34 protein-coding genes and 1 tRNA gene are annotated in these 26,088 nt (G+C 37.0%); 24 read left to right on the plus strand and 11 right to left on the minus strand.

Features of this window, described 5'->3' with window-relative positions; translation table 11 throughout:
* Positions 1-66 precede the first annotated feature (66 nt).
* From QNH29_RS07700 to QNH29_RS07710, 3 genes are all read right to left on the minus strand, one after another.
* Complete coding sequence (locus tag QNH29_RS07700; RefSeq protein ID WP_283864229.1) at positions 67-933, minus strand: ClpXP adapter SpxH family protein; 867 nt, start codon at positions 931-933, stop codon at positions 67-69.
* Positions 930-1,337: a globin domain-containing protein gene (locus tag QNH29_RS07705; protein ID WP_283864230.1), complete on the minus strand. Its 408-nt coding sequence runs from the start codon at positions 1,335-1,337 to the stop codon at positions 930-932. The genes QNH29_RS07700 and QNH29_RS07705 overlap by 4 nt, the downstream gene beginning before the upstream one ends.
* A gap of 71 nt (positions 1,338-1,408) precedes the next feature.
* Entirely contained in the window at positions 1,409-1,981 is a 573-nt protein-coding gene (locus tag QNH29_RS07710; protein ID WP_283864231.1) for a CYTH domain-containing protein, read from the minus strand.
* Positions 1,982-2,099: 118 nt separating this feature from the next.
* Here QNH29_RS07710 and QNH29_RS07715 point away from each other — a divergent pair, with 118 nt between their 5' ends.
* The 4 genes from QNH29_RS07715 to QNH29_RS07730 are packed head-to-tail and all read left to right on the plus strand — an operon-like array spanning position 2,100 to position 4,891.
* Positions 2,100-2,459, plus strand: coding sequence for a UPF0738 family protein (locus QNH29_RS07715; protein ID WP_283864232.1), 360 nt, complete (start codon positions 2,100-2,102; stop codon positions 2,457-2,459).
* A gap of 31 nt (positions 2,460-2,490) precedes the next feature.
* Positions 2,491-3,129 (plus strand): GTP diphosphokinase, encoded by a 639-nt coding sequence (yjbM, locus tag QNH29_RS07720; protein ID WP_283864233.1) that lies wholly within the window; start codon positions 2,491-2,493, stop codon positions 3,127-3,129.
* Positions 3,130-3,169: 40 nt separating this feature from the next.
* Entirely contained in the window at positions 3,170-3,970 is an 801-nt protein-coding gene (locus QNH29_RS07725; RefSeq protein ID WP_283864234.1) for an NAD kinase, read from the plus strand.
* Between the two features lie 21 nt (positions 3,971-3,991).
* A complete protein-coding gene (locus tag QNH29_RS07730) occupies positions 3,992-4,891 on the plus strand; it encodes an RluA family pseudouridine synthase (protein ID WP_283864235.1) in 900 nt (299 codons plus the stop codon).
* A gap of 75 nt (positions 4,892-4,966) precedes the next feature.
* On the opposite strand, the gene prpE is transcribed toward QNH29_RS07730, so the two are convergent.
* Positions 4,967-5,707 (minus strand): bis(5'-nucleosyl)-tetraphosphatase PrpE, encoded by a 741-nt coding sequence (gene prpE / locus QNH29_RS07735; protein ID WP_283864236.1) that lies wholly within the window; start codon positions 5,705-5,707, stop codon positions 4,967-4,969.
* 76 nt (positions 5,708-5,783) lie between these two features.
* On the opposite strand from prpE, the gene QNH29_RS07740 reads away from it, so the two are divergent.
* The 3 genes from QNH29_RS07740 (at position 5,784) to QNH29_RS07750 (ending at position 9,108) form a co-directional block, all read left to right on the plus strand.
* Entirely contained in the window at positions 5,784-7,631 is a 1,848-nt protein-coding gene (locus tag QNH29_RS07740; protein WP_283864237.1) for a monovalent cation:proton antiporter family protein, read from the plus strand.
* Positions 7,632-7,736: 105 nt separating this feature from the next.
* Positions 7,737-8,507, plus strand: a complete 771-nt coding sequence (fabI, locus tag QNH29_RS07745; protein ID WP_283864238.1) for an enoyl-ACP reductase FabI — start codon at positions 7,737-7,739, stop codon at positions 8,505-8,507.
* Positions 8,508-8,622: 115 nt separating this feature from the next.
* A complete protein-coding gene (locus QNH29_RS07750) occupies positions 8,623-9,108 on the plus strand; it encodes a CotO family spore coat protein (RefSeq protein ID WP_283864239.1) in 486 nt (161 codons plus the stop codon).
* Between the two features lie 50 nt (positions 9,109-9,158).
* Here QNH29_RS07750 and QNH29_RS07755 read toward each other — a convergent pair whose 3' ends face one another.
* Positions 9,159-9,668 (minus strand): CotY/CotZ family spore coat protein, encoded by a 510-nt coding sequence (locus QNH29_RS07755; RefSeq protein ID WP_283864240.1) that lies wholly within the window; start codon positions 9,666-9,668, stop codon positions 9,159-9,161.
* A 126-nt stretch (positions 9,669-9,794) separates the two neighbouring features.
* Here QNH29_RS07755 and QNH29_RS07760 point away from each other — a divergent pair, with 126 nt between their 5' ends.
* The 8 genes from QNH29_RS07760 (at position 9,795) to spoVIF (ending at position 13,438) form a co-directional block, all read left to right on the plus strand.
* The gene (locus tag QNH29_RS07760) at positions 9,795-10,145 is read left to right on the plus strand and encodes a DUF1360 domain-containing protein (RefSeq protein ID WP_283864241.1); all 351 of its coding nucleotides are present in this window, start codon (positions 9,795-9,797) and stop codon (positions 10,143-10,145) included.
* Positions 10,136-10,336, plus strand: coding sequence for a hypothetical protein (locus tag QNH29_RS07765; RefSeq protein ID WP_283864242.1), 201 nt, complete (start codon positions 10,136-10,138; stop codon positions 10,334-10,336). Before QNH29_RS07760 ends, QNH29_RS07765 begins: the two co-directional genes overlap by 10 nt.
* Before the next feature lie 151 nt (positions 10,337-10,487).
* Positions 10,488-10,955: a YhcN/YlaJ family sporulation lipoprotein gene (locus QNH29_RS07770; RefSeq protein WP_283864243.1), complete on the plus strand. Its 468-nt coding sequence runs from the start codon at positions 10,488-10,490 to the stop codon at positions 10,953-10,955.
* A gap of 19 nt (positions 10,956-10,974) precedes the next feature.
* Complete coding sequence (spoVAC, locus tag QNH29_RS07775) at positions 10,975-11,451, plus strand: stage V sporulation protein AC (protein ID WP_283864244.1); 477 nt, start codon at positions 10,975-10,977, stop codon at positions 11,449-11,451.
* Entirely contained in the window at positions 11,452-12,477 is a 1,026-nt protein-coding gene (gene spoVAD / locus QNH29_RS07780) for a stage V sporulation protein AD (protein WP_283864245.1), read from the plus strand.
* A gap of 5 nt (positions 12,478-12,482) precedes the next feature.
* A complete protein-coding gene (gene spoVAE, locus QNH29_RS07785) occupies positions 12,483-12,839 on the plus strand; it encodes a stage V sporulation protein AE (protein WP_283864246.1) in 357 nt (118 codons plus the stop codon).
* A 95-nt stretch (positions 12,840-12,934) separates the two neighbouring features.
* Positions 12,935-13,051 (plus strand): YjcZ family sporulation protein, encoded by a 117-nt coding sequence (locus tag QNH29_RS07790; protein WP_082799360.1) that lies wholly within the window; start codon positions 12,935-12,937, stop codon positions 13,049-13,051.
* Between the two features lie 132 nt (positions 13,052-13,183).
* Positions 13,184-13,438 carry a sporulation-specific transcription regulator SpoVIF gene (gene spoVIF, locus QNH29_RS07795; RefSeq protein WP_283864247.1) on the plus strand — a complete coding sequence of 85 codons (255 nt, stop codon included), beginning with the start codon at positions 13,184-13,186 and terminating at the stop codon, positions 13,436-13,438.
* A gap of 40 nt (positions 13,439-13,478) precedes the next feature.
* On the opposite strand, the gene QNH29_RS07800 is transcribed toward spoVIF, so the two are convergent.
* From QNH29_RS07800 to QNH29_RS07820, 5 genes are all read right to left on the minus strand, one after another.
* On the minus strand, positions 13,479-15,767 hold the full coding sequence (locus QNH29_RS07800; RefSeq protein WP_283864248.1) for a UvrD-helicase domain-containing protein: 2,289 nt from the start codon (positions 15,765-15,767) through the stop codon (positions 13,479-13,481).
* A 315-nt stretch (positions 15,768-16,082) separates the two neighbouring features.
* Positions 16,083-16,505 carry a GNAT family N-acetyltransferase gene (locus tag QNH29_RS07805; protein ID WP_283864249.1) on the minus strand — a complete coding sequence of 141 codons (423 nt, stop codon included), beginning with the start codon at positions 16,503-16,505 and terminating at the stop codon, positions 16,083-16,085.
* 6 nt (positions 16,506-16,511) lie between these two features.
* The gene (locus QNH29_RS07810) at positions 16,512-17,024 is read right to left on the minus strand and encodes a YjcG family protein (protein WP_283864250.1); all 513 of its coding nucleotides are present in this window, start codon (positions 17,022-17,024) and stop codon (positions 16,512-16,514) included.
* Between the two features lie 103 nt (positions 17,025-17,127).
* Positions 17,128-17,850, minus strand: a complete 723-nt coding sequence (locus QNH29_RS07815) for an alpha/beta hydrolase (protein WP_283864251.1) — start codon at positions 17,848-17,850, stop codon at positions 17,128-17,130.
* A gap of 94 nt (positions 17,851-17,944) precedes the next feature.
* Positions 17,945-18,169 carry a WYL domain-containing protein gene (locus QNH29_RS07820; RefSeq protein ID WP_283864252.1) on the minus strand — a complete coding sequence of 75 codons (225 nt, stop codon included), beginning with the start codon at positions 18,167-18,169 and terminating at the stop codon, positions 17,945-17,947.
* 146 nt (positions 18,170-18,315) lie between these two features.
* Between QNH29_RS07820 and QNH29_RS07825 the strand changes: the two genes are divergently transcribed.
* From QNH29_RS07825 to QNH29_RS07835, 3 genes are all read left to right on the plus strand, one after another.
* Positions 18,316-18,387: transfer RNA gene (locus tag QNH29_RS07825), tRNA-Val, on the plus strand.
* Between the two features lie 180 nt (positions 18,388-18,567).
* Entirely contained in the window at positions 18,568-18,915 is a 348-nt protein-coding gene (locus QNH29_RS07830; RefSeq protein WP_283864253.1) for a lmo0954 family membrane protein, read from the plus strand.
* Positions 18,916-18,934: 19 nt separating this feature from the next.
* Complete coding sequence (locus QNH29_RS07835) at positions 18,935-19,567, plus strand: PspA/IM30 family protein (protein ID WP_283864254.1); 633 nt, start codon at positions 18,935-18,937, stop codon at positions 19,565-19,567.
* Between the two features lie 47 nt (positions 19,568-19,614).
* Here QNH29_RS07835 and QNH29_RS07840 read toward each other — a convergent pair whose 3' ends face one another.
* Complete coding sequence (locus QNH29_RS07840; RefSeq protein ID WP_283864255.1) at positions 19,615-20,160, minus strand: NADPH-dependent FMN reductase; 546 nt, start codon at positions 20,158-20,160, stop codon at positions 19,615-19,617.
* Positions 20,161-20,365: 205 nt separating this feature from the next.
* On the opposite strand from QNH29_RS07840, the gene trpB reads away from it, so the two are divergent.
* The 6 genes from trpB (at position 20,366) to QNH29_RS07870 (ending at position 26,087) form a co-directional block, all read left to right on the plus strand.
* Positions 20,366-21,535 (plus strand): tryptophan synthase subunit beta, encoded by a 1,170-nt coding sequence (trpB, locus tag QNH29_RS07845; protein ID WP_283864256.1) that lies wholly within the window; start codon positions 20,366-20,368, stop codon positions 21,533-21,535.
* Between the two features lie 145 nt (positions 21,536-21,680).
* On the plus strand, positions 21,681-23,363 hold the full coding sequence (locus QNH29_RS07850; protein WP_283864257.1) for an ABC1 kinase family protein: 1,683 nt from the start codon (positions 21,681-21,683) through the stop codon (positions 23,361-23,363).
* 133 nt (positions 23,364-23,496) lie between these two features.
* Positions 23,497-24,114, plus strand: coding sequence for a YitT family protein (locus QNH29_RS07855; protein WP_283864258.1), 618 nt, complete (start codon positions 23,497-23,499; stop codon positions 24,112-24,114).
* A 317-nt stretch (positions 24,115-24,431) separates the two neighbouring features.
* Positions 24,432-24,872 carry a hypothetical protein gene (locus QNH29_RS07860; RefSeq protein WP_283864259.1) on the plus strand — a complete coding sequence of 147 codons (441 nt, stop codon included), beginning with the start codon at positions 24,432-24,434 and terminating at the stop codon, positions 24,870-24,872.
* A gap of 19 nt (positions 24,873-24,891) precedes the next feature.
* Complete coding sequence (locus QNH29_RS07865; RefSeq protein ID WP_283864260.1) at positions 24,892-25,494, plus strand: hypothetical protein; 603 nt, start codon at positions 24,892-24,894, stop codon at positions 25,492-25,494.
* A gap of 20 nt (positions 25,495-25,514) precedes the next feature.
* Positions 25,515-26,087 carry a polyhydroxyalkanoate biosynthesis repressor PhaR gene (locus tag QNH29_RS07870; RefSeq protein ID WP_283864261.1) on the plus strand — a complete coding sequence of 191 codons (573 nt, stop codon included), beginning with the start codon at positions 25,515-25,517 and terminating at the stop codon, positions 26,085-26,087.
* The last annotated feature ends 1 nt before the right edge of the window (position 26,088 follow it).

Genomic DNA, 26,088 nt, shown 5'->3' on the forward strand with positions numbered 1-26,088 from the left:
TTGTTCGTATTAATAGAAAAAGACCTTGCAGTGAAAACTGCAAGGTCTTTTCATTTTTTTTTATGCCTAATCTTCTACATACCGCCAAAAAGTCCCATATTTAGCTGGCATTTGTTCAACCTTTTGAAGTAAAAGCAGTTTTTTCATTTCTCGTTCAACCTGAGAAATAGACATGTTGTAAACGACGGCGATTTCCTTGGAAGCCACAAACTTAAAATACTTCAAAAATGACTCTAATGGCGGCGGCTGATTTTTTACTGGCTGCTCAGAAAGCATTTCTTCAAGAATTTGAACATAGACTTCATACGGGTAAGAACCAGTAATTTTAATTCCTTCATCTTCGGCATTCTCATTAAAAAATACAAGGGTGGGGATTTCTTGTACCTCCATTTCGGCAGTGATTTTTAAATCACACTGAAATGCTTTTGCCGCACTTTCGGAATGGAAATCAGAAATGAATTCCTCGACATCCAATCCTGCACTCGTTGCGCAGGATTTTAGAACCTCAAAATGGGAGATGTTTTGTTTATCAATAAAAAGTTTTTCTTGTACCTTGCGAAGAAACCGTATGCCTGCTCGTCTGCCTTGCAGTTCTGCTGCCTTTATTGCAACAGAAGCAATATACGGGGAAGCTACCGGATCTTCTAGCCAAAGGCTCCCATCACAGGACATTCCTGATCTGCTTGCTGTCTTTTCCCATAATTCTGCAATCACTTCGTAATTTTTCTTTTTGCTAACATTTAAGTTTGCAATATTTCCACTTAGAACATGTTTAATGGAAAAGTAGCGTCCATATTCAATGTGCAGCTTTTTTAGGATCGGCTCGAGTGCCCAACACTCTGGGCATAAAGGATCAATGAACATATATATTTCGAGTGGCTTCTTGTCATAATTGTAGACTTGCTGCTTTGACGTGAACCAAGGGTTACTCACGAATTTTCACCTGTTATCTCATAGTCATCTGGCTTATTTATCATGTGTTGAGCAGTAAGATAGAGCCTTGAATAAAATTCATCCCTTATCGGACCCTTTAATCCAGTCTTGTCCATCGCTAGTTTCATACACGATAACCAAGCTTTTGCACGGATAGGAGTTATGGGAAAAGGCAAATGTCGTGCACGCATCATCGGATGACCATGCTCTTCAGTATACAACGGTGGTCCCCCCAAATATTGTGTTAAGAATTGCTTTTGTTTACGGGCAATTTCGGAAAATTCATTCGGAAAGATTGGTGCAAGATCAGGATGTTGTGCAACTAGACCATAGAAAGTATTCACTAGGCGTTGTAAGGCTTCTTCGCCAATGGCTTCATATGGAGTAGGCTTTTTCTCATTCATGTTGACAACTCCTTTAAATATGTTTGTATTATTATTTTATCAATGCATTTTTATTATCTCAAATAAACCGCTTATATTTTTTGCTGGTAAAACCGAGCGATTTTATTGGGGGTTATTCGTAAAGGTATACTATATTGATTGAGCAGCTCCTTGAAAGCAGCTTGACCAAGTTGATAATCGTCCACTTCGTATTCTACCTCGTAGTCTTCAGTATTTAGATATGTGCTGTGATCTAATACTAACAGTCCATTCTTATAAGGGAATTCAGCCCTATCTGTTGAAAGAGAGCCGAAATATACAATATCGGTAAATGATATATTGAGTTGTTCCAAACGCTTATGAATGAGCCCCTTAGGAAGTATTCCATTTTTGATCGCATCCAGGAATTCATTATTAGTTATATACTGTGTCGTTTCTAACAGACCAACGGCAGCTGGCTGCTTTAATGTCATTTCATACTGCCCACTTTTTTCCCTGATCCTTAAAGCTGAACCTAACTCCTTTAATGAAAAACTGGGTGTATCAAAATAATGATTTGTTTGGCTGATGATTTGGTCTTCCTTTACTTTAAATTCCTTAAGCAGGTTTTCATACTCCACTTTTGTGAGTAGATTTTTAAATTCAATTTCAATAGTCTCTGACATCGTTAGTCCATCCCTTTCCTTTCATCCCCTTATTTTATCTTAGCATTTGACCGAACCGCAATTCTTGGGTGAAATGGATAGATTATGCTAAAATAGTAGGCAGGTGGAGGTAAAAATTATGAATAAAAGAATATTAATTAGCAAGGCGAACATATCAAATAATAAATTACTATTACAAGCAAATGAGGCTATTACAGGATTAACACAAGCAGAACAAATTCTTGTTGATTCAAAGCAATTTTCCTTTGTTTACTTAATGGAGAATCAAGATGGGTATACATATATCGAGATTCCTGAATCAATTTGGCCATTATTAAAAGAGACATTAACAAAACAATTACCGGTATGGCTTCACTTCGGTGAGGAAGAATTAGAGTTAACTAATTTTAATGAGGAATTAGTTGAAGTTATCAACAACATAAGAGGAAATAGCAACTATGGTGAAGAGATGGTCACAAAGGTAGAAGGGATATTTTAAACATATAATAGTTTTTTATTGAGGTGGAATCATGAAGCATTGGGACCAATTCTTAGCTCCATATAAACAAGCAGTTTCAGAGCTTAAAATAAAATTAAAGGGTATGAGAGGACAATTTGAGTTAGACTCCAGCCATTCGCCTATTGAATTTGTGACTGGACGAGTCAAGCCAATTGCAAGTATTCTTGATAAGGCTAATCAAAAAGGGATTCCACTAGATAAATTGGAAGAGGAATTGCAGGACATTGCCGGTATGCGTATCATGTGTCAATTCGTGGATGATATTCACCATGTCGTAGGCTTATTAAGGAATAGAAATGACCTAGAAATTGTTGAGGAAAGGGATTATATTTCACATAAAAAAACGAGCGGATATCGTTCTTACCATGTTGTGATACGTTATCCGGTACAAACAATCCACGGGGAAAAGAAAATACTAGCTGAAATTCAAATCAGGACATTAGCAATGAACTTCTGGGCCACAATAGAACACACGCTAAATTATAAATATAAAGGTATATTTCCAGCTGATATTAAAATGCGGCTGCAAAGTGCTGCAGAGGCAGCGTTTCGACTTGATGAGGAAATGTCCTTGATTCGTGGTGAAATTCAAGAGGCGCAAGCATTTTTTACAAGAAATAAGGAGTTCAAACAAGAAGAGAAAAGCTGATATAGCATTGTAAGTATTTCATTACAAGGAGAAGACATTTATGAAATTTGCGATTACATCTAAGGGAGATCAAAAATCGAATATCTTGATGCATAAAATGCGTACTTATTTACTCGATTTTGATCTTATCTACGATGAGGATCAACCGGATATTGTCGTTTCGATTGGTGGAGATGGAACACTTTTATATGCTTTTCACCGATACAGCAGCCGCTTGGATAAAACAGCCTTTGTCGGAATACATACTGGCCATCTTGGCTTTTATGCGGACTGGACACCTGATGAAATTGAAAAACTTGTAATTGCAATTGCCAAAACTCCATATCAGGTGGTCGAATATCCCTTAATAGAAGTAATCATTCGGTATCAGCATGCTGGAAAGGAATCTCGATATTTAGCCCTAAATGAATCTACTGTCAAAAGTATTGAGGGGACATTGGTTATGGATGTAGAAATTCGCGGACAGCACTTTGAACGCTTTCGGGGTGATGGTCTATGTGTTTCCACGCCATCTGGCAGTACGGCATACAATAAAGCACTTGGCGGGGCAATTATCCATCCTTCTATATCAGCTTTGCAGGTTGCTGAAATGGCTTCGATTAATAACCGGGTTTTCCGTACAGTTGGCTCACCGCTAATTCTGCCATCACATCATACCTGTATGTTAAAACCGGTTAATCGTCCAGATTTTCAAGTAACCGTTGATCATCTTACTTTGCTTCATAAGGATGTAAAATCCATTCAATTCAGGGTTCCAGATGAAAAAATTCGCTTTGCCCGATTCCGTCCATTTCCTTTCTGGAAGAGGGTCCATGACTCCTTTATATCAGATTCGGATTAATCGTCACGCTGGAGGAGCAACATGAAACCAAATTTTGAATTACAGTGGGTTATTACTGAACATTATGAAGGTCTATCGATCAAAGAATTCCTAAAAGAAAAAGAAATATCTCGAATTGCACTAACCGATATAAAATTTAAAGGTGGCAAAATTCTAGTTAATAACACGGAGGTTACCGTCCGTTATGTTTTAAAAAAGGATGATACCATTAAGGTTGTTTTTCCGCCTGAAAACCCCAGTGAAGGTGTAATAGGAGAGCAAATAAAATTGGACATTCTTTTTGAAGATCCGTTTATATTGGTTGTTAATAAACCAGCGGGGATGAGTACCATACCATCTAGGGAGCATCCAAAAGGTAGTTTGGCAAATGCCTTGGTTGGGTACTATGAAAAAATTGGCATTAGAGCTACCTCCCATATTGTAACCCGTTTAGACCGAGATACCTCAGGGATTGTATTAATTGCAAAACATCGGCATGTACATCATTTATTTAGTAAGCAGCAGCAAAATGGTCATGTTAAAAGAACTTATGAAGCATTTGCTGAGGGAAGTTTAAAACTAGAATTCGGCTTTATTGAAGAACCAATTGGCAGGAGGCCTGACAGTATAATAGAACGAGAAGTACGAAATGATGGGCAATATGCATGTACAGCGTATAAAGTATTGAACAGGTATAAAGAGTTTACTCATGTTGAATTAGAGCTTAAGACTGGCCGAACTCATCAAATACGGGTTCATATGTCTTTTATAGGTCACCCGTTACTGGGTGATGATTTATATGGTGGAAATATTCTCCTAATTAAGCGACAGGCATTACATTGTAAAAAAATACATTTCTTACACCCTTTTACCGGCATGGAAATGAATTTCACTGCACCACTTCCTTTGGATATGAAGGAAATAGTAAAGGCTGCCCTATAAAATGGTCAGCCTTTTGCGTTTTATGGTGATTTCCTAGGAAATTTGTCGATGCATCTAGGATTATTTTCCCTATTTTCATTCAAATTCTTTAAACTTCTCTTTAATGTATGGCATAGTAGAATCTACAGAAACGATTTCCAACTCAGGATATCGAAGCGCCGTTAACTTGCCGCCAAAAACGGCCCCAGTATCAATATTATATGTATTATTGATTACTCTTGGTTCTTTTACTGGGGTATGACCGTATACGATTATTACGTTACCCGTATATTGTTTCGCCCAATCTCTTCTAACAGGAGAACCATCAGGGTGTTTCTCACCGGTTATATCTCCATAAAGAACAAACGTCTTAACCTTAGAGTTTGTTTTTCCGATAAATTCTTCTTTTATTCCAGCGTGCGCGATAACTAACTTATTTTGGTCTAATACTAAGTGAAGCGGTGATTTTTCATAAAGGTCGATGAATTTATCTCGAATTGACCGCTGATCTTTTTTAGGTAGCGACTTATATTCTGCAACAGTAGTTTCAAGTCCATGTGTTTCCTGGACCTTATTACCAAGTAAGTAACGATAAAGCTTATTACAGTGGTTCCCTGGTGTATAAAATGCTTGTTTCTCTTCGATAACAAGCCGCCAGACTATTTCAGCAACTTTTAAGGAAGATGGACCACGGTCCGTTAAATCCCCAACAAAGGCTAAACGCCTGTTTTCTGGGTGTATGGGAATTCCATCTTTCCATTGATAACCGCACTTTTTGGTTAAGGCTTCAAACTCTGGTAAACATCCATGTATATCACCGATAATATCAAGTTTCATTGAAATGATTCCCCCCTTATCTATATTTTTTGTTGTTTTAGTAATTTTTATAAAAAGAAACGAAGGAGGACGACTTATGGAACAGCACGCTTCTGTTATCTCTTTATTAGTTGTTGTCACAGTTGCTTTTGTAACGCCAATCCTACTCCATAGGTTAAAATTAAATTTTATCCCTGTTGTGGTTGCAGAAATCATTATGGGGCTTGTGATTGGAAAAAGCGGTTTTAATGTGGTCCATGAGGATATGTGGTTATCGACTCTATCTACACTGGGATTTATTTTCTTGATGTTTCTAAGCGGGTTGGAAATCGATTTTACTGCCTTCACAGGAAACAAGAAACCTGTCACACTTCCAAGCGGTAAAAAAGAACCGAACACTTTCATGGTCTCAACTTTGATTTTTACAGGAATATTTATCTTTTCATTAGCTTTATCCTATTTGTTTGTGTTTGCTGGTTTTATTGAAAATGCCTTTTTAATGACTCTCATCATATCAACAATTTCGTTAGGGGTCGTCGTTCCCACCTTAAAAGAAGCGCACCTAATGAAGACCAATATTGGCCAAATTATATTATTGGTTGCTGTTGTAGCCGATTTAGTGACCATGATCCTTTTGGCTGTCTTTGTGTCTATTTCTGACCCAGGACAGGGGAATATTTGGCTGTTGCTGATTTTGTTTGCAGCTGGATTAGTTTTATATTTTGTTGGTAAAAAGTTTAAAAATCGGCCCTTACTAGAAACGTTGTCAAAAGGGACCGTACAAATTGGGACACGTGCTGTTTTTATGCTCATTATCGTATTAGTAGGTCTTTCAGAAACAGTAGGGGCAGAAAATATACTAGGAGCATTCCTGGCAGGAGTATTAGTTTCTCTTCTTTCACCAAACCAAGAACTGGTCCATAAACTAGATTCCTTCGGATATGGTTTTTTAATTCCAATCTTTTTTGTAATGATTGGTGTTGAACTAGATATTTGGTCGCTTTTTGCAGATAAGAAGTTATTGTTATTAATCCCATTATTATTAGTAGGACTTTTACTTTCAAAGCTTATCCCGGTTTATTTATTGAAAATTTGGTACGATACAAAGACTGTCCTAGCTTCAGGTTTCTTACTTACATCTACACTTTCCTTAGTAATTGCAGCTGCTACCATTGGAGAGCGTATGGAGGTTATTACTCCAGAGATGAGTGGGACACTAATATTAGTAGCTGTCATCACGTCTATTTTTACACCGATTGCTTTTAAAAAATTATTTCCAATAGAAGTGGCTGTACTTCCAAAAATAAGAATTGCATTTTTAGGGGCAAATCAAGTAACACTGCCTGTTTCAAGGGAACTTAAGTCTGGACTTTACGAACCGGTCTTATATCATACAAAAATGGAAAAATCCGATAAAATGGGTTCAACATCATTATTTGATATAGTTGAGATCGAAGATTATTCATTGGAAACAATTGAAGAAAATAAAATTTTTCAAAATGAGATTATTGTTATTTCTACCGGTCATGAACAGACTAATGCAGATTTAGCTTTTAAGGCTAAGGAAATGGGAGTATCCAGGGTAATAGTTCGCATCGAAGGTCCCGAACTCGAGCAGAGCCTTAGAGAGAAGGAAGTTGAGGTTTTCTCATCCTTCATGTCAACGAAAACATTGCTTCGTGCCTTAATTGAAACACCGAGTGTTATTAACATTTTAACAAACCAAGAAACATCATTACATGAAATAAGAATGCAAAATGAACAGTTTGATGGAATGACATTAAGAAGGTTTCCATTCACAGGAGATGTTATTTTTGTGCGGATTTTCCGTGGAAGGGATTCTATAGTCCCTCATGGTGACACTGAACTGCTGTTAAATGATCGTTTGATTGTTACTGGTACGAAGGAATATGTCGATGAATTGAAAAGGGAACTCGAGTACTAGGTGCTCTTAAGTACTGCTGCTTTTCATTTTTTCTTAAATAGTGTAATATTAGTACCAAGTACTAATAACTAATATAAATTTTTAAAGCAGGGGGACTATTTCTATATGAATCTTTCTTTGGCAGGAAAAACATATGTTGTAATGGGTGTTGCAAATAAACGAAGTATTGCATGGGGAATTGCCCGGTCGCTGAATAATGCAGGAGCCCGATTAATTTTCACTTATGCAGGAGAAAGACTTGAAAGCAGTGTTAGAGAATTGGCGGAATCATTAGAAGCAGAAGGTACTCTTGTTCTTCCATGTGATGTAACACAGGATGAGGAAGTGGCTAAGTGTTTTGCTGAAATTAAGGATGCTGTAGGTACCATTCATGGTATTGCACACTGTATTGCATTTGCAAATAGAGAAGAATTAAGCGGTGAATATTTAAACACGACAAGAGAAGGCTTCTTGTTGGCACATAATATTAGTTCTTACTCACTAACCGCTGTAGCAAAAGAGGCAAGAGGGCTAATGACAGAAGGTGGAAGTATTGTCACCCTTACCTATTTAGGTGGAGAACGCGTCATTCAGAATTATAATGTTATGGGTGTTGCAAAGGCTTCTTTAGACGCAAGCGTTCGTTATTTGGCTGAAGACCTAGGTAAAGATGGGATTCGTGTCAACTCAATCTCTGCCGGTCCTATAAGAACTCTATCAGCGAAAGGTATTGGCGATTTTAATTCTATTACTAAAGTGATTGAAGAAAAAGCACCGTTACGCAGAACGACAACACCAGAAGAGGTCGGTGATACTGCACTGTTCCTATTCAGTGATCTGTCTCGGGGTATCACGGGTGAGAATATTCACGTTGATTCAGGATTCCATATTAAATAAATGATTATGCCCGCTAATTTAATTAGCGGGCTTTTCTATGCCAAATTTTTAAGAACTAGTATAGGCAATTTGCATACATATAGAGTGTAGGGCTAGGTAAATGGAGGTGAATTGGATGGAGAAAAAGACAAAACGAGGTCCGTTACTTTATGTTTCACAGACCTTTTTGGATACGCCTGTAAAAAACATGCAGGAAGTTTTTACAAACAGGCAGGAGGTTCAACTGCCGATTGAGGAACCACAGCTTGAGGAGGAGAGCAGCAAGAAAGTCCCCGAGGTCTCACTGGCTAAGACTGAGCACAAAGTAAAAGAAGTGAAGCAGGAAGAAAAATCTAAAAGCAATAACGAAAAAAAACGTACATTTAATCGGGTTAAAGGCTTTAAGGAAATGAATCTTATGGAGCGGTTAGAATATCTGAGCAATTTCCCTAAAGCATTACCACCTGTTCCGTGTGTGTTTTATACTGATGAAAAGAACTACCAGGGCTATTTAGCCGAGTACAGCGAACAAGATATAACCATTCGATTTCCAGATCAAACAATTGAAACGATTCCGTTCAAGAGTTTAAATGATGTCCTGATGATTGGAATAAAGCGATAAACAAAAAAAGCCAGCCGGGTTAATCGACTGGCTCATTTTATTAACAAGTATTAGTCACAAAGACCAAGATCTACATCGGCAATACACTGTATTGCACAGAAACAATTTAAATCAACTGTAATGCAGTCATTGCTTGCTCTGAAGCGATTAACCTGACAGACTCTTTCAAGGTTAATACAGCATCTGTCTCCGCCTGCAACAAGATTTACCGGCACAAAGCCTCCATTATCGCTGCGTCCTGGAATTAGCACGCGAAGTGTTGCACAACAGTTATCAAATACATCTTCAACGCGGAAGAAGATTGATACGCAAGCATTATTTTCTCCACTAAAGAACGCATGGAATGGCGAGCCATCAGCGTTTTTTAATACAAATACACGAGTATCAGCACGATCTCTTCTAGCTGGTGAAACTAATGAACCAAGCGGTTCCAAGAAACAACTGGGGCAATCTACACACTCATCATCTACCGCATTATCCTGGATGTCTTTAATTGCACGTACTACATCGCAGACACAGCCGTTATGACTGCGAGAGTCGCTATTTCTGCCACAACCCATTAATTACTCCTCCTGTCCGTAATATATATCTTACATTACTAACATATTTCAGCAGCGGCAATTGGGTAACGGACAATCGCCTTCTTAATAAAAATTAGGCTAACTACAAGAAAGGACAAGGGTTTAATGAACATTGATTACTTAGAGTTTATAATAGTAACATTGGCCTGCTTTCGCTTAACTAGGCTAATTGTTTTTGATAAAATCACCGAGTTTCTCCGTAATCCGTTTTTTGATGAGATGGAAGAAGAAAATGAAGAGGGAACACTTGAGGTCTATTACGTTCCAAAGGGTACACCGATAAAAAAATTCATAGGGGAGCTGCTTAGCTGTTATTGGTGTACAGGAGTTTGGGTTTCGGCTGCAGTGGTAATAGGATACCTGCTTTTACCTGCTGTATTCATACCGTTCATCCTCGTATTTGCTGTGGCAGGTTTGGCAGCAATAATAGAAGCTATCGTTCAGCTTTGGATTTAAATAATTCAGCTAAAATAGTTGTCCGCCCGAGACAAGTCCTTGATTTATTTCATACCATATTAGTAGGACTAAGTATGGGAGTGGTGAAAGTGATTCGAGAAAATAAAAAAACACAAACAACAAAAAAAACTCAAACAAAGAAATCTACAAGAAAAAAAGGCTGTGGCTGCGGCAAAAAAACTCAAAAATAACTCTTTAAACTGCCCGATATATGACGGCAGTTTTTTTTTAGCAATTAAATCATTTACAAAAGTTATCCTAACCTTGTCATAATTTACGGCAATCTCGAAAAAACTACTCTGTAGTGATAGTTCTATACTAAAGATAAGGGAAGGGAACGAAATGGTCTACATAATTCGAGTAATCTTAAGTGTATGCATAACATTATTGGTTTCCTGCAGCCAGGGACAAACAGAGAAAGACAGCCAATTGGCTCTCATAAAAACGACCAATCCTAACCCGATTGTTACCGAAAAAAATAACGGCCAGGAAAAAGTTGAGAGTATTGAGAGGGAAGTTGAGAGTATTGATGAAATTTATGATGTGGCTGTAGTGAAGGGGAAAAATGATGTACTTGTGGTATATAAAGTGAAGCATATGCAGCGTTTTAGAATGAAGCAAATTGAAAAGGACTTAACCAAAAGATTGGAAAAGAAATACCCAAAGGAACAATTCACAGTTTCAAGTGACTATAAAATATTTCTTGAGGCAGTACGGCTTGTTGAAAGAAAAAATAATGGAAGCCTTTCTGATAAACAGGCTGAAAAACGGTTAAACGAAATCGTAAAAATGACATCTGATATGAAGTAAGGAAAGGGATGGACAGCAAATGGCGAGTAAGCAGAAAAAAATGACGCCCCATCAGCAAAAGTATCAACAGCTTCAACAGAAGCATGAATTAAAACGACCTGTAATAAAGAATTGTATTAAGGCGTTTTGGGTAGGAGGACTGATTTGTACAATTGGTCAAGCAATAAGTTATTTTTATATATATTTTTTCCACTTTACTGAACAAAATGTCGGCAATCCAACGGTTGCAACCATGGTGTTTTTATCAATGCTGCTAACAGGTTTCGGTGTTTATGACCGTCTTGGACAGTTTGCAGGTGCAGGAAGTGCTGTTCCTGTAACAGGTTTTGGAAATGCTGTGATATCTGCAGCTATCGAACACAGGACTGAAGGATTCGTGTTAGGTGTTGGAGGAAATATGTTTAAACTTGCAGGTTCGGTTATTCTTTTCGGGGTGTTTTCTGCTTTTGTTGTTGCGCTTATAAAAACGTTACTTGGAATGTGGGGGGTTTTGTAATTGTTAAAAGGGCAGCAAACCTGGATCTTTCAAAACAGACCAATGATCATGGCAACTGGTGTCTCCGGCGGACCCTTCGAGGCAAATGGCAACTTAGCAGATGACTTTGATATTTTGCATGAAGATTTATGGATGGGACAGGATTCATACGAAAAAGCACAAAAAGTTTTACTTGAAGGGGCTATAACGACTACTTTAGAAAAAGCAAGGATGAAGAAGGAACAAATTGAATTTTTATTTGCAGGGGACTTGATTAACCAAATTACTCCATCTAGCTTTGCAGCGAGAACTGTGCAAATACCATATTTCGGACTGTTTGGTGCTTGCTCAACATCTATGGAAGGATTGGCATTAGCGTCTTTTGTGGTTAATTACAAAGGGGCACGCAATGTGTTAACTGGGGCTTCTAGTCATAATGCTGCAACTGAAAAACAATTCCGCTATCCAACGGAGTATGGAGGACAAAAACCTCCTACCGCACAATGGACGGTTACAGGTGCAGGGGTAGGCCTGGTTACTGAGAATGTCCCTGGCCAACAGTACCCCGTTACCACATCGGCTACAATAGGAAAAGTTATAGACATGGGATTGTCTGATCCTTTTAATATGGGCGGGGCTATGGCACCTGCAGCTGTCGATACCATTATGGCACATTTTAGAGATTTGGAATTAGATCCTTCCTATTACGATTTAATTATTACCGGTGACTTAGGGAGAATCGGACACGACACGGCCTTTGAACTTATTAATAAAAACGGGCTTAATTTAGAGCGAAAACAATTCCGAGATTGTGGACTATTAATTTATAAGGATGATCAGCCTGTTCAAGCAGGAGCGAGTGGTGCAGGATGTTCAGCAACGGTTTTATATGGTCATCTATTAAATCAGATGAAACAGGGAGTCTATAAGCGAATATTAGTGGTCGCAACTGGAGCATTGCTATCGCCGCTTAGTTTTCAGCAGAAAGAATCAATTCCTTGTATAGCACATGCGGTTAGCATAGAAATGAATGAAGTGGGAGGGTAATTCTTATGATAGCAATGTTTTTTTGGGCATTTGTGGTGGGTGGAATCATTTGTGTGATCGGACAACTTTTATTTGATGTCGCTAAGCTCACACCCGGTCATACCCTGAGCTTACTAGTAGTGGCAGGAGCCGTCTTAGATGGTTTTGGTCTCTATGAGCCGTTAGTTGACTTTGCTGGTGCAGGAGCAACGATTCCAATTACTAGCTTTGGCAACTCTTTAGTGCACGGTGCTATGCAGGATGCAGAGAAGCATGGTTTAATCGGAGTTTTGACTGGCATGTTCCAAGTCACCAGTTCTGGAATATCTGCTGCGATTATTTTTGGTTTTATCGGTGCATTATTCTTTAAACCAAAGGGGTAAAAAATTTCATAGGTTGTCTATAGAGTGGCGCCTAGTACACTTTGAAGCTATATCTCATATGTTATTAATGAGACTACAAAGTGAGGTGACATTCTATGTTCTGTGGATATGGCGGCTATGGCTACGGCGGTGGATATGGCGGCGGTTCAACATTTGTTTTAATCGTCGTATTATTTATTCTTTTAATCATTGTCGGTGCAAGCTTTTATTAAGAACTGCATAATTCAGACAAAGAAGGGGTTGGCCATATCATCTGGCCAGCCTTTTCTTTTATCCTTTTCTTTCACGTTTTTTCCCTTCCTTCATACACTATCAGTAGCCTATGAAGGAGCGTGATTTTTACCATGGATAATGGTTTTTTTAAAAATGTTGAAAAGAAAACTGGAGTTAATATGAAAGATATTTTTGATTTAGCGAACTCCCTACAAAATGCAAACTTTAAAGATGAAAAAACTGTTCGTAATGTGATTCGCCGTGTTTCACAAATTGCCAACAAACCGGTAGATAAGGCAACGGAAGATAAAATTGTGCAGTCTATTATTAACGATGGAAAACAGCTTGATTTTAATACGATTTCAAAAATGATTAATAAGAAATAACTAAAAAAGACCTTTTTCCTTATGGAAATAGGTCTTTTTGTTATTTTTTCTTTATTTTGATCAAAGGGGATAAGAAACGAGACGGGTGAGCTTTTTTGCCTCTGCGATGCTGGGGAACTGAGATTAGAAGCTCATTTTTTGCACGTGTCATAGCTACATAAAAAAGTCTTCGTTCTTCTTCAAGTGCGGCAAAATCACCATTTCTAGAACTGTCTAGTGCGTAATCATGCGGCAGACTGCCATCTACTGTTCCAATGATATATACATTTTTATATTCTAATCCCTTTGCCCGGTGGATGGTACTTAGACTAATGGTCTCGGGAAAATGCTTGCTAAGATTTTTAATTTCCTTATTCATAGCAGACATATGTTCAGCATGAGACAAGAGTGCTTGATTACTGGTAAAGCTTTTAGCTGCAACTTTTAGATCCTTTAAATCATCAGAACCTTTTTCTTGCTGATTTGATTCAGTGCCTCGTTTTTTCAAAAAGTCAAGAAAACCCAAATCTTTTTCAATACTTTCAATTGATTTTAAAGGGGAGGAAAATTTCAATGAGCGAATCAGCTGAACTGCCTTTTTTACTTTCTTTTCTTGAAAAGTATGTTTAGTTTTTAAATGGGATAGGGCCTCTAGGCAGGTACAATCTTTTAGTATGCTTTCTGCCTTTATATCCTTAAGTACTGTTTGACTCAAAAATAATATAGGTAAAATATCCGATAATGCCTGAATATCCTCTTCATCCAAACTGATTTTTAGAAAGGAAAGAACGCTTTTTACAATTCTACGCTCATAAAAAGACTCTGAATCCAAATCTATCTTAAAAGGCAGGTTCGAACTTGCCAAACGTTCAAATACTGCCCGAGAACCTGCATTTGTCCGAAATAAAATCGCAAAATCAGAGGGCTTTGCTCCCTGGACAATTTTCTCTTGGATGTCGGTAACAATCATTGTGGCCTCTTCTTCTTCATCATAAGGGAAAAAGAGGATTGGAGACGTCCCCGATTCATATTGTGCTTTCATTCTCTTAATTCTTCTAACCTTATTTTTTGAAATCATTTCATTGGCTGCAGAGACGATTTCATGAGAGGAGCGGTAGTTTTGTTCAAGCGAAACCAATTTTGCATTTGGAAAGTCTTTTTCAAATGCTAACAGATAACTAGGGTCACTTCCTCTAAAGGAATAGATGGCCTGATCATCATCCCCAACCGCACAAACATTTTTATATTTGTCTGATAGCAGCTTTATCAATTCATATTGAACCTTATTTATATCTTGGAATTCATCAATTAGAAAATACTGAAAGCGATTTTGGTAAAGCTCAAGCAGGGATGGGGTGCTGCTCAGCAGCTGATAACAGCCAATCAGCATGTCATCAAAATCAAATAAACCCTTTTGCGTTTTATACTCTTCATATCTTTTATATAGGTAGGCCGTCTTTTCTTCCCAATCACTCTCTGGCTTCACTTGATGGGGGAATAAAAGCGAATTCTTCCAAAATCCAATCTGTTGAAGGGCCAAATCATAAGCAAATTCCTTCTCAGATAAATCGATTTCTCTGCCTGCTTCTTTCAAAATCTTATCGCGCTGCCATTCTTTCTTCAATAAACGCTCTGAAGACCAATTGTTTCCTTCATGGAACATCAGAATCCGATAAAAAATACTGTGGAAGGTGCCTGTCACCAACTTGCTTATTTGTTCCTTTTTCATCTGAGGATAGGAAAGTAAACGAGTCTTCATTTCTCCCGCAGCTTTTGAGGTAAAGGTGACGAGCATAATAGTACGCGGATCAATTTTCTTAACATCCAGCATATAAGCAGTACGTGCTGTAAGTACTCTTGTTTTACCGCTGCCGGCCCCAGCAAGGACGAGTAATGCTCCTTCAGTTTCCATGACTGCTGTTGCTTGGCTTTTATCAAGGATGACTCCATTTGCTGATAAGTCCTTCAAATAAGAGTCATGTTCCAGATGTTGTAAGCCTTCATTTTTTTTTAATGGAATGGAGCATTCTATTGCTTTGGCTGGACGGAATAAGCCTGTGTTTTTTGTTGTTTCAATAATCGTTCTCCCTTGAGGGATACGAAATCCATTCCGCTCCACAATAACCGGTTCTGGATTTTCCTTAATAATAGGTTCAGGGCATTTTTGTTCCGGAGATTTTATATGATAAAAATAGGGTTCTTCGTGGATGCCGAGAAATAACCTAACTTTTTCATTACAAACAGGACAGTATAATTCTCCATTTTTCCCATGTATATATAGAAGTTGGAATTGTTCTCTAGCTATCTGTTCAAGAACAACCCTTTGGTTTTGGTGCATAGCAGTTTTCATTTTTTAGCCTCTTTTTTAAGGCTCTTTTCTTATACTATGTTGCTTTTTGGGTCAAAATTTAAAAATTGTGGCTAAGTTTCAGCAGAAAAATCACATATATTTTATAAGAAAAGAGCCAGCATACTAAATTCAAAAGTGCAAAATAACTATTTCCACGTTAAAATCGGCTTTAAGATTTTAACAACAATATTTACGAAAACAGTCTTTTTCAAAATACGACAAACTCTATGATAGCAAAACCTGATGATATCGAAAAGTGCCCAAGTATACGGAAAATCAAAAAAGCACTTGCCTCCCAAGGGCAAGTGCTAGAAACTAAATTTTTTTTATCATTGTCTTATGTGGGATACCTGCATCTAAAAATTCCTCTGATACTGCCTCATATCCAAGGTTAGCGTAGAATGGGATCGCATGTGTCTGAGCATTTAATTTTAATTTATGTAGACCATTTTTTTGTGCATAAGCTTCAATTTCTTTCATTATGGCTTTCCCGGAACCGGTATTTCTAGCTTCCCTTAATACACAAATTCGTTCTACCTTTCCATAACCATCTACAACACGAAAGCGGCCAGCTGCAATTGGTGCACCTTCCAGATAAGATACGAAATGGACAGCTTCTTCCTCAAACTGATCGATTTCTTCTTCTTCAGGTACATTCTGTTCATCAATAAAAACGATTCTTCTAACGGAGAAAGCATCTTGTAGTTCTTTTTCATTTTCAACAACTTTTACATTCACAGTTGATTATTCCTTTCCTAGGCGAAATGTTTCATAAACTGTCCAAGATCCATTTTCTAGTTGATATAGTAAATGGAAGCGGTCAATTGTTTCTTCAAGGTCAAACCTTTTCATCCTTAATGAGCCATAAACATCTGAATGTTCATCATTCGATAGTTTTTGACCAATCGTAATATGCGGAACAAAAGCATATTCTAAGTTCTGATCACTAAATTCTTGATTGATTTCATGATGTAAATGGTTTAACTCTTCGGTTGGCTCAACTTTAAAATAAATCACATTATTGACTGGCTGGAAAGAGCTGATTTTCATTGTTTTTAAGGTAAATGCATTGGTATTACGTGCAATTTTCCGTAATTTATCTGCAAACAGTACTACTTCTTGTTCTGTTGCTTCAAATGCATTTTTCAATGTCAAATGCGGAGTGATTAGTGAATAATGCGGGTCATATCGCTTTCGGTATGAATTGGCTAAATCCTGTAGTTTTTTTGATGGAAAAATAACAACCCCAATTTTCATATGTCTAACCTCCAAATAACAAGATTCTTTCGGTATTAATATTCGGTTTAGTTTTTGACCTTCTTAATATTATATCAAATATTCCAAAAATATGAAATCACCCTTAAAACATCATCTTAAGGGCTCTTTTTAGATCAGGCTGCCAATGTGTCCAAGTATGGTCGCCATTGAATTCATCGTAGAAATATGTAAATGTCTTTTCGGTAAGGGCAGACGAGAGCCTGCGATTGGGACTAAGGAAATCGCTTATTTTACCGTTAGTAGTTTGGACCGCTGTTTCTTGGTTACCAACGATGTGATATATTTCTAAATGCTCCGTTTCTGTGAAGCTTTTGACCATTTCCATTACCTGTTCATCAACATATGGAGATTGTAGAAGCACTTTACCAAAAGTGTGCGGGTAGTGGAGAGCGGTCATTAACGATACGGTTGCAGCTAGTGAATCACCGATTAGCGCCCTAGTAGAGCCCATATGATAGGTTGGAAACTCTTGGTCTAGGAATGGAACTAATTCATGTGCCAAGAAACGAATATACTGTTGATGCTGGTCACCGTCAGGGTGGTATTTCCTGCGGCGATCTTCTACATCTTTATAGGGTATCCCAATAATGATTAAATTTTCAATTTCTCGTTCAAAAAGGTACTCATCTGCTAATCGTCCAATTTTGCCAAGTTGAAAATAATCTCTGCCATCCTGGGCAATTAACAGTGAGTACTTATATAATGGTGAGAAATTTGCAGGTAAATAGATGAGAAGAAGGACTTCTTCTCCCAGCTCTTTACTTTTAATCGTATGTTCTTTTATCGTGCCTTTTGGTATCTCCATGCGACAATTCCCCCAATGTTCGATAGATACAACTGCATTTTATCATAACTATGGTGGAAATGCTCAAGTGGAAAGAAGAGATAAGGGTGTTGGATTAGTGTAGGAAGGTATTGTTGGAGCGTGTATTTGGCATTATGGATAAGATATTTTCGCGGCGAAAGGTTCGAATCTGTTTACGAAGCAGACAGTAGGCGCGAATGTAGTCATCATTTACTTCTTTCACGAGTAATTTACGTTGTGAAATTTGTTGGTCTTTTGAAAGATAAATCATCTCTAACGGAATATTTTCCTCTACAGAACGTAACAGTAATCCATCCATGTCTATCCCTCCTTTCTGATATTTTATACTATTAGTATACCCGAACATTCGTTCTTTATTCAATAAAAAATAGAACAGATGTTCTTTTTAAAAACTGTTGACTTTTTGTGAGTTTTTACTATAATTATATTTGTAGCTAAATAAGAGATCTGATAGTTCAGTGGGAGAATACATCCTTGACAGGGATGGGGTCGGGGGTTCGAATCCCTCTCAGATCATATTCAAAATCCTAACATCTTATTGATGTTAGGATTTTTTCTGTTCAAAGGGTCAGTCTCACTATGGGGCTGACCCTTTCTACATCTCTAGCCCTAATTGAAAATCAAGCTGAGGCTCAATTATGTGAAACCCTGAAAAAAGGTAAGATGATATCAAGAAAACAAAAGGAGGAAAACAATATGAAAAAATTTGGTTTAGTCTTAGCGGGAGGATTGGCAGCCATCATCTTACTGTCAACTCTAGGTCCGATGTTGGGGTTATTAATAAGTCTCGCGATTTTATATTTTATCTACAAACAATTCTTAAAAGCAGAATCCACAGGATGGAAAATTACTTTGGGAATTATCGGGGTTATTTTCCTAATGGCTTCTATCTCTAACGCACCAGCTATTATCGGACTTGTGGCAGCTTACATTCTTTATCTTGTTGTTAAAAACTGGAATGCCAGCAAACAAGCTGTCATCAAGGAAGAATCAGATCCATTTGTAAATTTTGAAAAGCAATGGAATGAACTTAAAAACTATTAATCAAAGGAGAGAAAATAACATGACAAATCTTTTCACAAGAATCAAAAATACAATTACGGCAGATTTAAACGAGGCGCTAGATAAAAAAGAGAAACAAAATCCTATTTCCTTACTGAATCAATACCTCCGCGAATGCGAACAGGAAACCGAAAAAGTTGCAAAGTTCTTGGAACGTCAAACCACACTTAAGGATGAATTCACAAAGGAGTTGTACACGGCAGAGCAGTTAGCTGAAAAAAGAAAATATCAGGCTGAAGTCGCTTCAAAAGCGGGAGAAACTGAGCTTTATCAATTTGCCTTTGAGGAGCAGCAATTATATTCTAATCGTGCAGAGCGAGTAAGAGCAGCGCTTGAGCAAGTAAAAGGCCAGCTAGTTGAACTAGAAAGAAAGCATGGAGATATGAAAAATAAACTAAAAGATATGCATCTTCGTAGATTGGAGCTAATGGGACGTGAAAACGTAACAAGAGCAAATCATCGAATCAACCAAGTATTAGAATCTAACACATATTCTACTAAATCGATCTCACGATTCGAAGAAATTGAAAATTATATTAATACTCTCGAGAACCAAGTCCATCGTTCATATAATCAAACAACGATTGACACACGGATTGAACAGTTAGAAAAAGAAATGAATCACTCACATTAGGATTAAGTACTAAGAAACGCATGGATAAAGGTCCATGCGTTCAGTATTTAAAGGCTTTGTTTTTTAATCCACTTTATGTAATTGTCCATCACTGTATCAACGAACTGAACTGTTGGCTCATGAACTAGATTTCCAGATTCGTCCAGCTTTTCATGAACCGCCCCAATAAATACCTCATTTCCCGGCAATGTTAATGCGGAAATGCCAGGAGAATTTAATATCTGTCGCAGGTGCATTTGTGCACGTGCAGTTCCTAATACTCCAGGGGAACTGCCAACGATCATGACAGGTTTGTTCACCATGACTTTATCAACACGAGAAAACCAATCAATTGCATTTTTTAAAAAAGCAGGAATAGAGTGGTTGTACTCAGGTGTGACGAAAAGAACACCATCACTTTGGGCGACCTTTTGCTTTATCTCTGTTACGATTTCCGGTGGTGTTAATTCATCATCTTGATTATACATGGGAAGTTTTTCAATCGGCAGAATTTCTAATTCTGCAGCTGCTTGATAGCGTCTTTGCATAAATACCGCTATTTTTTTGTTTAACGATTCCTTACGGTTACTGCCGACAAGTACTGCGATTTTCATCTATATCTCTCCTTTCAATTCAATATTTTACCACTAGGTTGAAAGTAAAACACATGAAAGAGGGTCTAAATAATTATCGAATTTAGTAAGAGTTTTTTCCTATAATAATATCGTAATTGTTATTTGAATATTCTGTTAAATTAATATATAATAGTTAAAACCAAATTTTAAATTAAATAATAGTTTTAAAGGAGTCGAGTTGAGAATGGAAAAAGTTAGTGTAGAGAGCAGAGGTTATTTTGGTGAATTTGGAGGAAGTTTCGTTCCAGAGGAGCTTCAATTAGTACTTAATGAAATGGAAGCACAGTTCTTAAAATATAAAGATGACCCAGATTTTATAGAGGAGTTAAACTATTACCTCAAGGAATATGTCGGACGTGAAAACCCGCTGACCTATGCGGAGAATTTAACGAAACAAATTGGTGGAGCAAAACTCTATTTAAAAAGGGAAGATTTAAACCATACCGGAGCTCACAAAATAAATAATGCAATCGGTCAAATATTATTAGCGAAACGAATGGGTGCGAAACGAATTATTGCTGAAACGGGTGCTGGTCAACATGGTGTAGCAACGGCTACCGCATGCGCGATGTTTGGTATGGAATGCATTATTTACATGGGAAAACTAGATACCGAGCGTCAGGCGTTAAACGTTTTTAGGATGGAATTATTGGGGGCAAAGGTTATCCGAGTTGAGAAAGGGCAGGGCCGATTAAAGGATGCGGTGGATGAAGCCTTAGCGGACCTCGTTCAAAACTATCAAAATACCTTTTATTTATTAGGATCAGCAGTAGGTCCGCATCCATACCCGTCCATGGTTAAATACTTCCAAGCGATTATAAGTGAAGAATCAAAGCGTCAAATTATCGAGAAAGAAGGCAGGCTGCCAACGGCAGTTATTGCCTGTGCAGGCGGAGGAAGTAATGCAATTGGTGCTTTTGCACACTATATCAATGAAAAATATGTACGTTTAATTGGCGTAGAGCCACAAGAAGCGCCAACCTTAACAAAAGGCATTCCAGCCATCATTCACGGCTTTAAATGTTTAACGCTTTTAGATGAACATGGCAATCCTCAGCCTACCTATTCGATTGCTGCCGGTTTAGATTATCCAGGTGTTGGACCGGAGCATAGCCATTTGAAAACAAGTGGAAGAGCGGAATACGTTACGGTTACTGGGCAAGAAGCCTTAGAGGCATTTCTACTGCTTAGTAAAACCGAGGGGATTATTCCTGCATTAGAGAGCTCCCACGCGGTTGCCTATGCTATAAAACTTGCAAAAGATTTACCAAATGAAGATGTGCTGGTTGTAAATCTGTCAGGTCGTGGTGACAAAGATGTAGAGCAGGTATTTAATATGTTAAAAAAGAAATAGTTGTGACTAGACGTATCGAATAACGATGCGTCTTTTTGTTATTTAAGCGAACATTGTTAGAATGACCTTGTATATCGAAGAAAAAAATGAGAATCTTGATTCGAGGATAAGTTTTATTAAAATACTCCCAACAGGAGTGGAGCAGATGATTAAGAAAAAAATTCGCCATCTTCAACGCTATCGTGACATTGTATATGCTTTTACCAAGTATGGATTTGGTTTTGTTATGAAAGAGTTAGGCCTCCTAGATTTGTTAGCGGTACCGAAGAGAGTGTTTGTGGAAGGAAATAAAACATTAGATACGAGAACAACAGGTGAAAGAATAAGAATGTTTCTTGAGGAGCTCGGTCCAACCTTCGTGAAAATTGGTCAAATTGCCAGCACCAGACCAGATGTTATTCCTGCTGAAATCCTTCATGAGCTGGTCAAACTTCAAGATCGTGTATCTCTTTTTTCTTTTGATGAAGTGAAAAGAATAGTAGAAGAAGAATTGTCTGATTCGCTTGAAAGTTCATTTGCAGAATTTTGTGAAACCCCTTTAGCTGCTGCCTCCATTGGACAAGTTCATTCTGCCGTTTTGCTTACAGGTGAACGTGTTGCTGTAAAGATTCAAAGGCCGAATATTATGAGTGTTATTGAAACGGATTTGGAAATTTTACAGGACCTCGTAAGATTAGCAGAAAGCAGAATCGAGTGGGTAGATAGATACCAAATTCGTACGATTGTAGATGAATTATCAAGATCACTTCGAGAAGAATTAGATTATGAAAATGAAGGCAGAAACGCCGAGAAGATTGCTAAACAATTCCATAGTGATCCAAAAGTTCACATACCAGAGGTTTATTGGGAATATACAACCAAAAAGATATTGACAATGGAATTTATCGATGGAGTTAAACTAAATGAAATTGAAAAGCTGCATTTAGAAGGATACGATACAAAGGTTTTAGGAGAAAAGGTAGTTAATGCTATTTTTCATCAAATTCTAATCGATGGTTTTTTCCATGGGGATCCTCATCCGGGAAATATTGTTGCACTTCCAAATGGAGTAATTTCCTTTATGGATTTCGGTATGGTGGGGCGGATCACTCCGGAGATGAGAGCTCATATTGCCTCCTTTGTCATTGCATTAATGCGAAAAAACACAGCGGAAGTAGTGAAGACGATAACAAGTATGGGGCTTGTACCTGAAGATGTAAATGTAAAACAACTACATGCAGATGTTGATAAGCTTCGAGAAAAGTATCTTGATGTTCCTTTTAGCCAGATGAGTGTTGGAACTGCGGTGAATGAACTTTTTTCCGTTGCCTATCGCCATAAAATTTTGATCCCTGCTGATTTAACAATATTAGGAAAAACATTATTGACACTGGAGGGGACTGTTGAAAAGCTAAACCACGAAATCAGTATCTTAGCAGTAGCTGAACCTTTTGGAAGACAGCTGCTTCTGGATCGCTTTAAACCGAAAAACGTGGCTGAGTTTGCATGGTCAAACTTTACCGAATACGGGGATATCCTTCAAGAATTCCCCAAAACGATCAAAGATTTTACATCTGTGATGAAAAAAGGCAAAATGCAGATTGAAATAACAACACCGGAAATTGATCCAGTATTAAAGAAACTTAACAAAATAAGCAATAGGCTATCGTTTAGCATTGTACTGCTTTCCTTTAGTATTATTTTGGCAGGAATCCTTATTGGTGCTTCATTATCAGGACAAACTTCCGTTTTGTTACAAAGTCTGCCAGTCATCGAGATCGGTTTTGGTATTGGTGCGGCAATGTTTATCTTATTATTATACTCCATTTTTAAATCAGGGAGATTTTGAAATAAATAATACATATAAACAGAATTAGCATATGAAAAGTTCGCCTCTGCCTGACCTCATGGTTGGGCATGTTTCATATTAAGGTGAATATAATGAGCTATACCATCCTAATAAATAAACAAAGGGGCTTAATATGTATAAGGAGAGAATTAAGTATTATTATGTAATAAATAAAAGAACAGACAATATATCTTTTCCAAAAAGATTATTATTCATTTTCTGTGGTGCTTTGCTCGTAGCTATGGCATTACAGTTATTTTTGATGAAGAATAATGTAATTGATGGCGGCATTGTTGGAGTCAGTATTATTCTCTCCCGTATGACAAGTATTGAAGTTGGTTTCTTTCTTTTAGTATTAAATACTCCATTTTTTTTATTAGGCTATTCTTATTTAGGTAAAAGGTTTATTTTATTAAGTCTATTTGCGATATTAATTCTATCATTCGGTACACATCTTCTAGAACCATATCCCTCCTTAACAAAAAATCCGTTAGTCGTTATTTTTTTTGGTGGAGGATTATTGGGTTTAGGTGTAGGGATGGTGATTCGTTTCGGAGGATCTTTAGATGGTACAGAAGTCTTGGCAATTTTGTTTAGCCAACGAACCTCCTTATCAATAGGTCAAATTGTAATGTTTTTAAATTGCTTTATTTTCAGTAGCTCTATTTTGATATTTGGCTTGAAGCAGGCGGTGTTTTCGTTAGTAACTTTTTTCATAGCCTATAAAACGATTGATTTTTCAATAAAATAATAAATAAATTTCCCAGGAGCCCAGATTATAGAGGCTTCTTTTTTTTGTTTCTTAACATTTTTGTGAATGTTGATAAATATCCTATTTTAATAATTTGAAATGTATTAAGATTCTAATAGGATATATATGGAAAGGTAAATACAGAAAAACTGTGTTGTAAATCGTTACTATAACAGAATGATGAAATTTGTCGAACGACGAAGGTTTACAAATGTACAATTTATCTTAATAATTTGAATTATAGTAACATTCATATTAGATTGACCGAAATCATTTTTTCTGAATACATACTAACCAGTTAGATAAAGAGGGCAATTATGGAATCAAAACAACAAGACCCTGTGGAATATTATAAAAGCTTGGAAAAAGGATTGAACAAAATAATCCATTCAACTGCCAATACTCTAACCTTCACACATGCTTTTGGAAAAGCAATTGAACATCATCTAGACCATGTGGTGATTCAACAAAAGGTAATTAATAACTGGTTAACTGTATGTGATATTGCTAAGAAAGAAGATTTCGCTGAAGTCGCCAGAAAAAAAGTAGAATGTGAGGATAAACTGGACGATCTCGACGAAACACTTTATATGCTAAACATTGTCCTTAAAAACGATCATTCACAGTTAAAAAAACTCAATAATTCTTTACGTGGAATGCTTTGTTTACTTGAAAATGAAGTGAAGGATTTAAAGGAAATTAAAATAAAGTCGTTGAAGGATGAACTCGAAGAATTAAAAAGGTTATTTGACGACTAACCAAATGGAGGAGAATACAATGGCTAATAAAAATGAATCACAAATTGAGAATCAAGAAATCAAGGAAAAGCAGCTTTCAAGTTTTGAATTAATCTGGAGAGCTGCTTATGAGGAAGTAGATGAATGGGCAGGGCGATTAAACCATCATGATGAAGTATTCTTAAATGCTACTAAAAAATTTGTTGAGAGTATCAAAAGAAATCAAGAAAATACTCAAGTCATTACAGAGCAGTTTAAGAAAGAGCTCCTTGAATGGGAGAAATATGCTCGTGAAGAATTACTCATGACCACAACTACCATCCAGCATTTTTTCCCTGTAAAGTCTTTTGAGGAAATCAACCAAGTAGTTGATGATATTCAAAATAAAACAACATCTTTATTAACGACACCAATTCGTACTTTAACCACAGGACAAGCACTAGACAAATACCTGGAAAGCGTAGAACAATATCTCTCTTTTAGAAAGAGGAGCAGAGATAAGTATATCGAAGCAGTAAAAAGTACAACAAATATTTTATATGAAAATCAAAAAATATTTGTGGATCTTTTTGAAAAACAAGTAAAATCTGTACTTTTACCATTTCAGCAATATATGAAGAATGCTTCGGAGTCAAAATCATAACTGTACCTGAGGTGAACTAAATGTCGACCAAAAGTCCGTTTGAACCATATGATTCTTTCAAAAAATATAGTGAAACTTGGGAAAAACAAATAAATGATTTTATATTTCTCTTATCTAATAACAATGAATTTGTCAAAATGGCGAAGGCAGGGACTGACGCGCAAACAAAGTACCTTGAAACTTTTAAAAAAAATCAAGAGACACTTGCAGGTGTGCTCAATATTCCAACCAAAAATGACTTGGCAAATGTTACTTCTTTAACAATTCAAACAGAAGAAAAAATTGAATCTCTGGAAGAACAAATTTGGAATCTGCAAGATTCATTGAAATCACAAAGCAAAGATATTGAAATTATTGTAGAGGTATCAAAAGAAATTATTAAACTAACGAAACAATTAAAAACAGAATTAGGTAAAACGAAAAAGGAACTAGCCAATTCAAAAGATATACAAAGTGAGCTGCAGGAGATTAAGTTTGAGCTGAATAGATTAACTAATCTTAAAGAAGATATAGAGTTACTAAAAAGTCACATGAAAAACGACGAACATCTAGAACAGGTATTAACAGTTTCTGGGTCAACAAATGATGAATGAA

The sequence above is a fragment of the Neobacillus sp. DY30 genome (assembly GCF_030123065.1).
GTDB lineage: Bacteria > Bacillota > Bacilli > Bacillales > Cytobacillaceae > Neobacillus.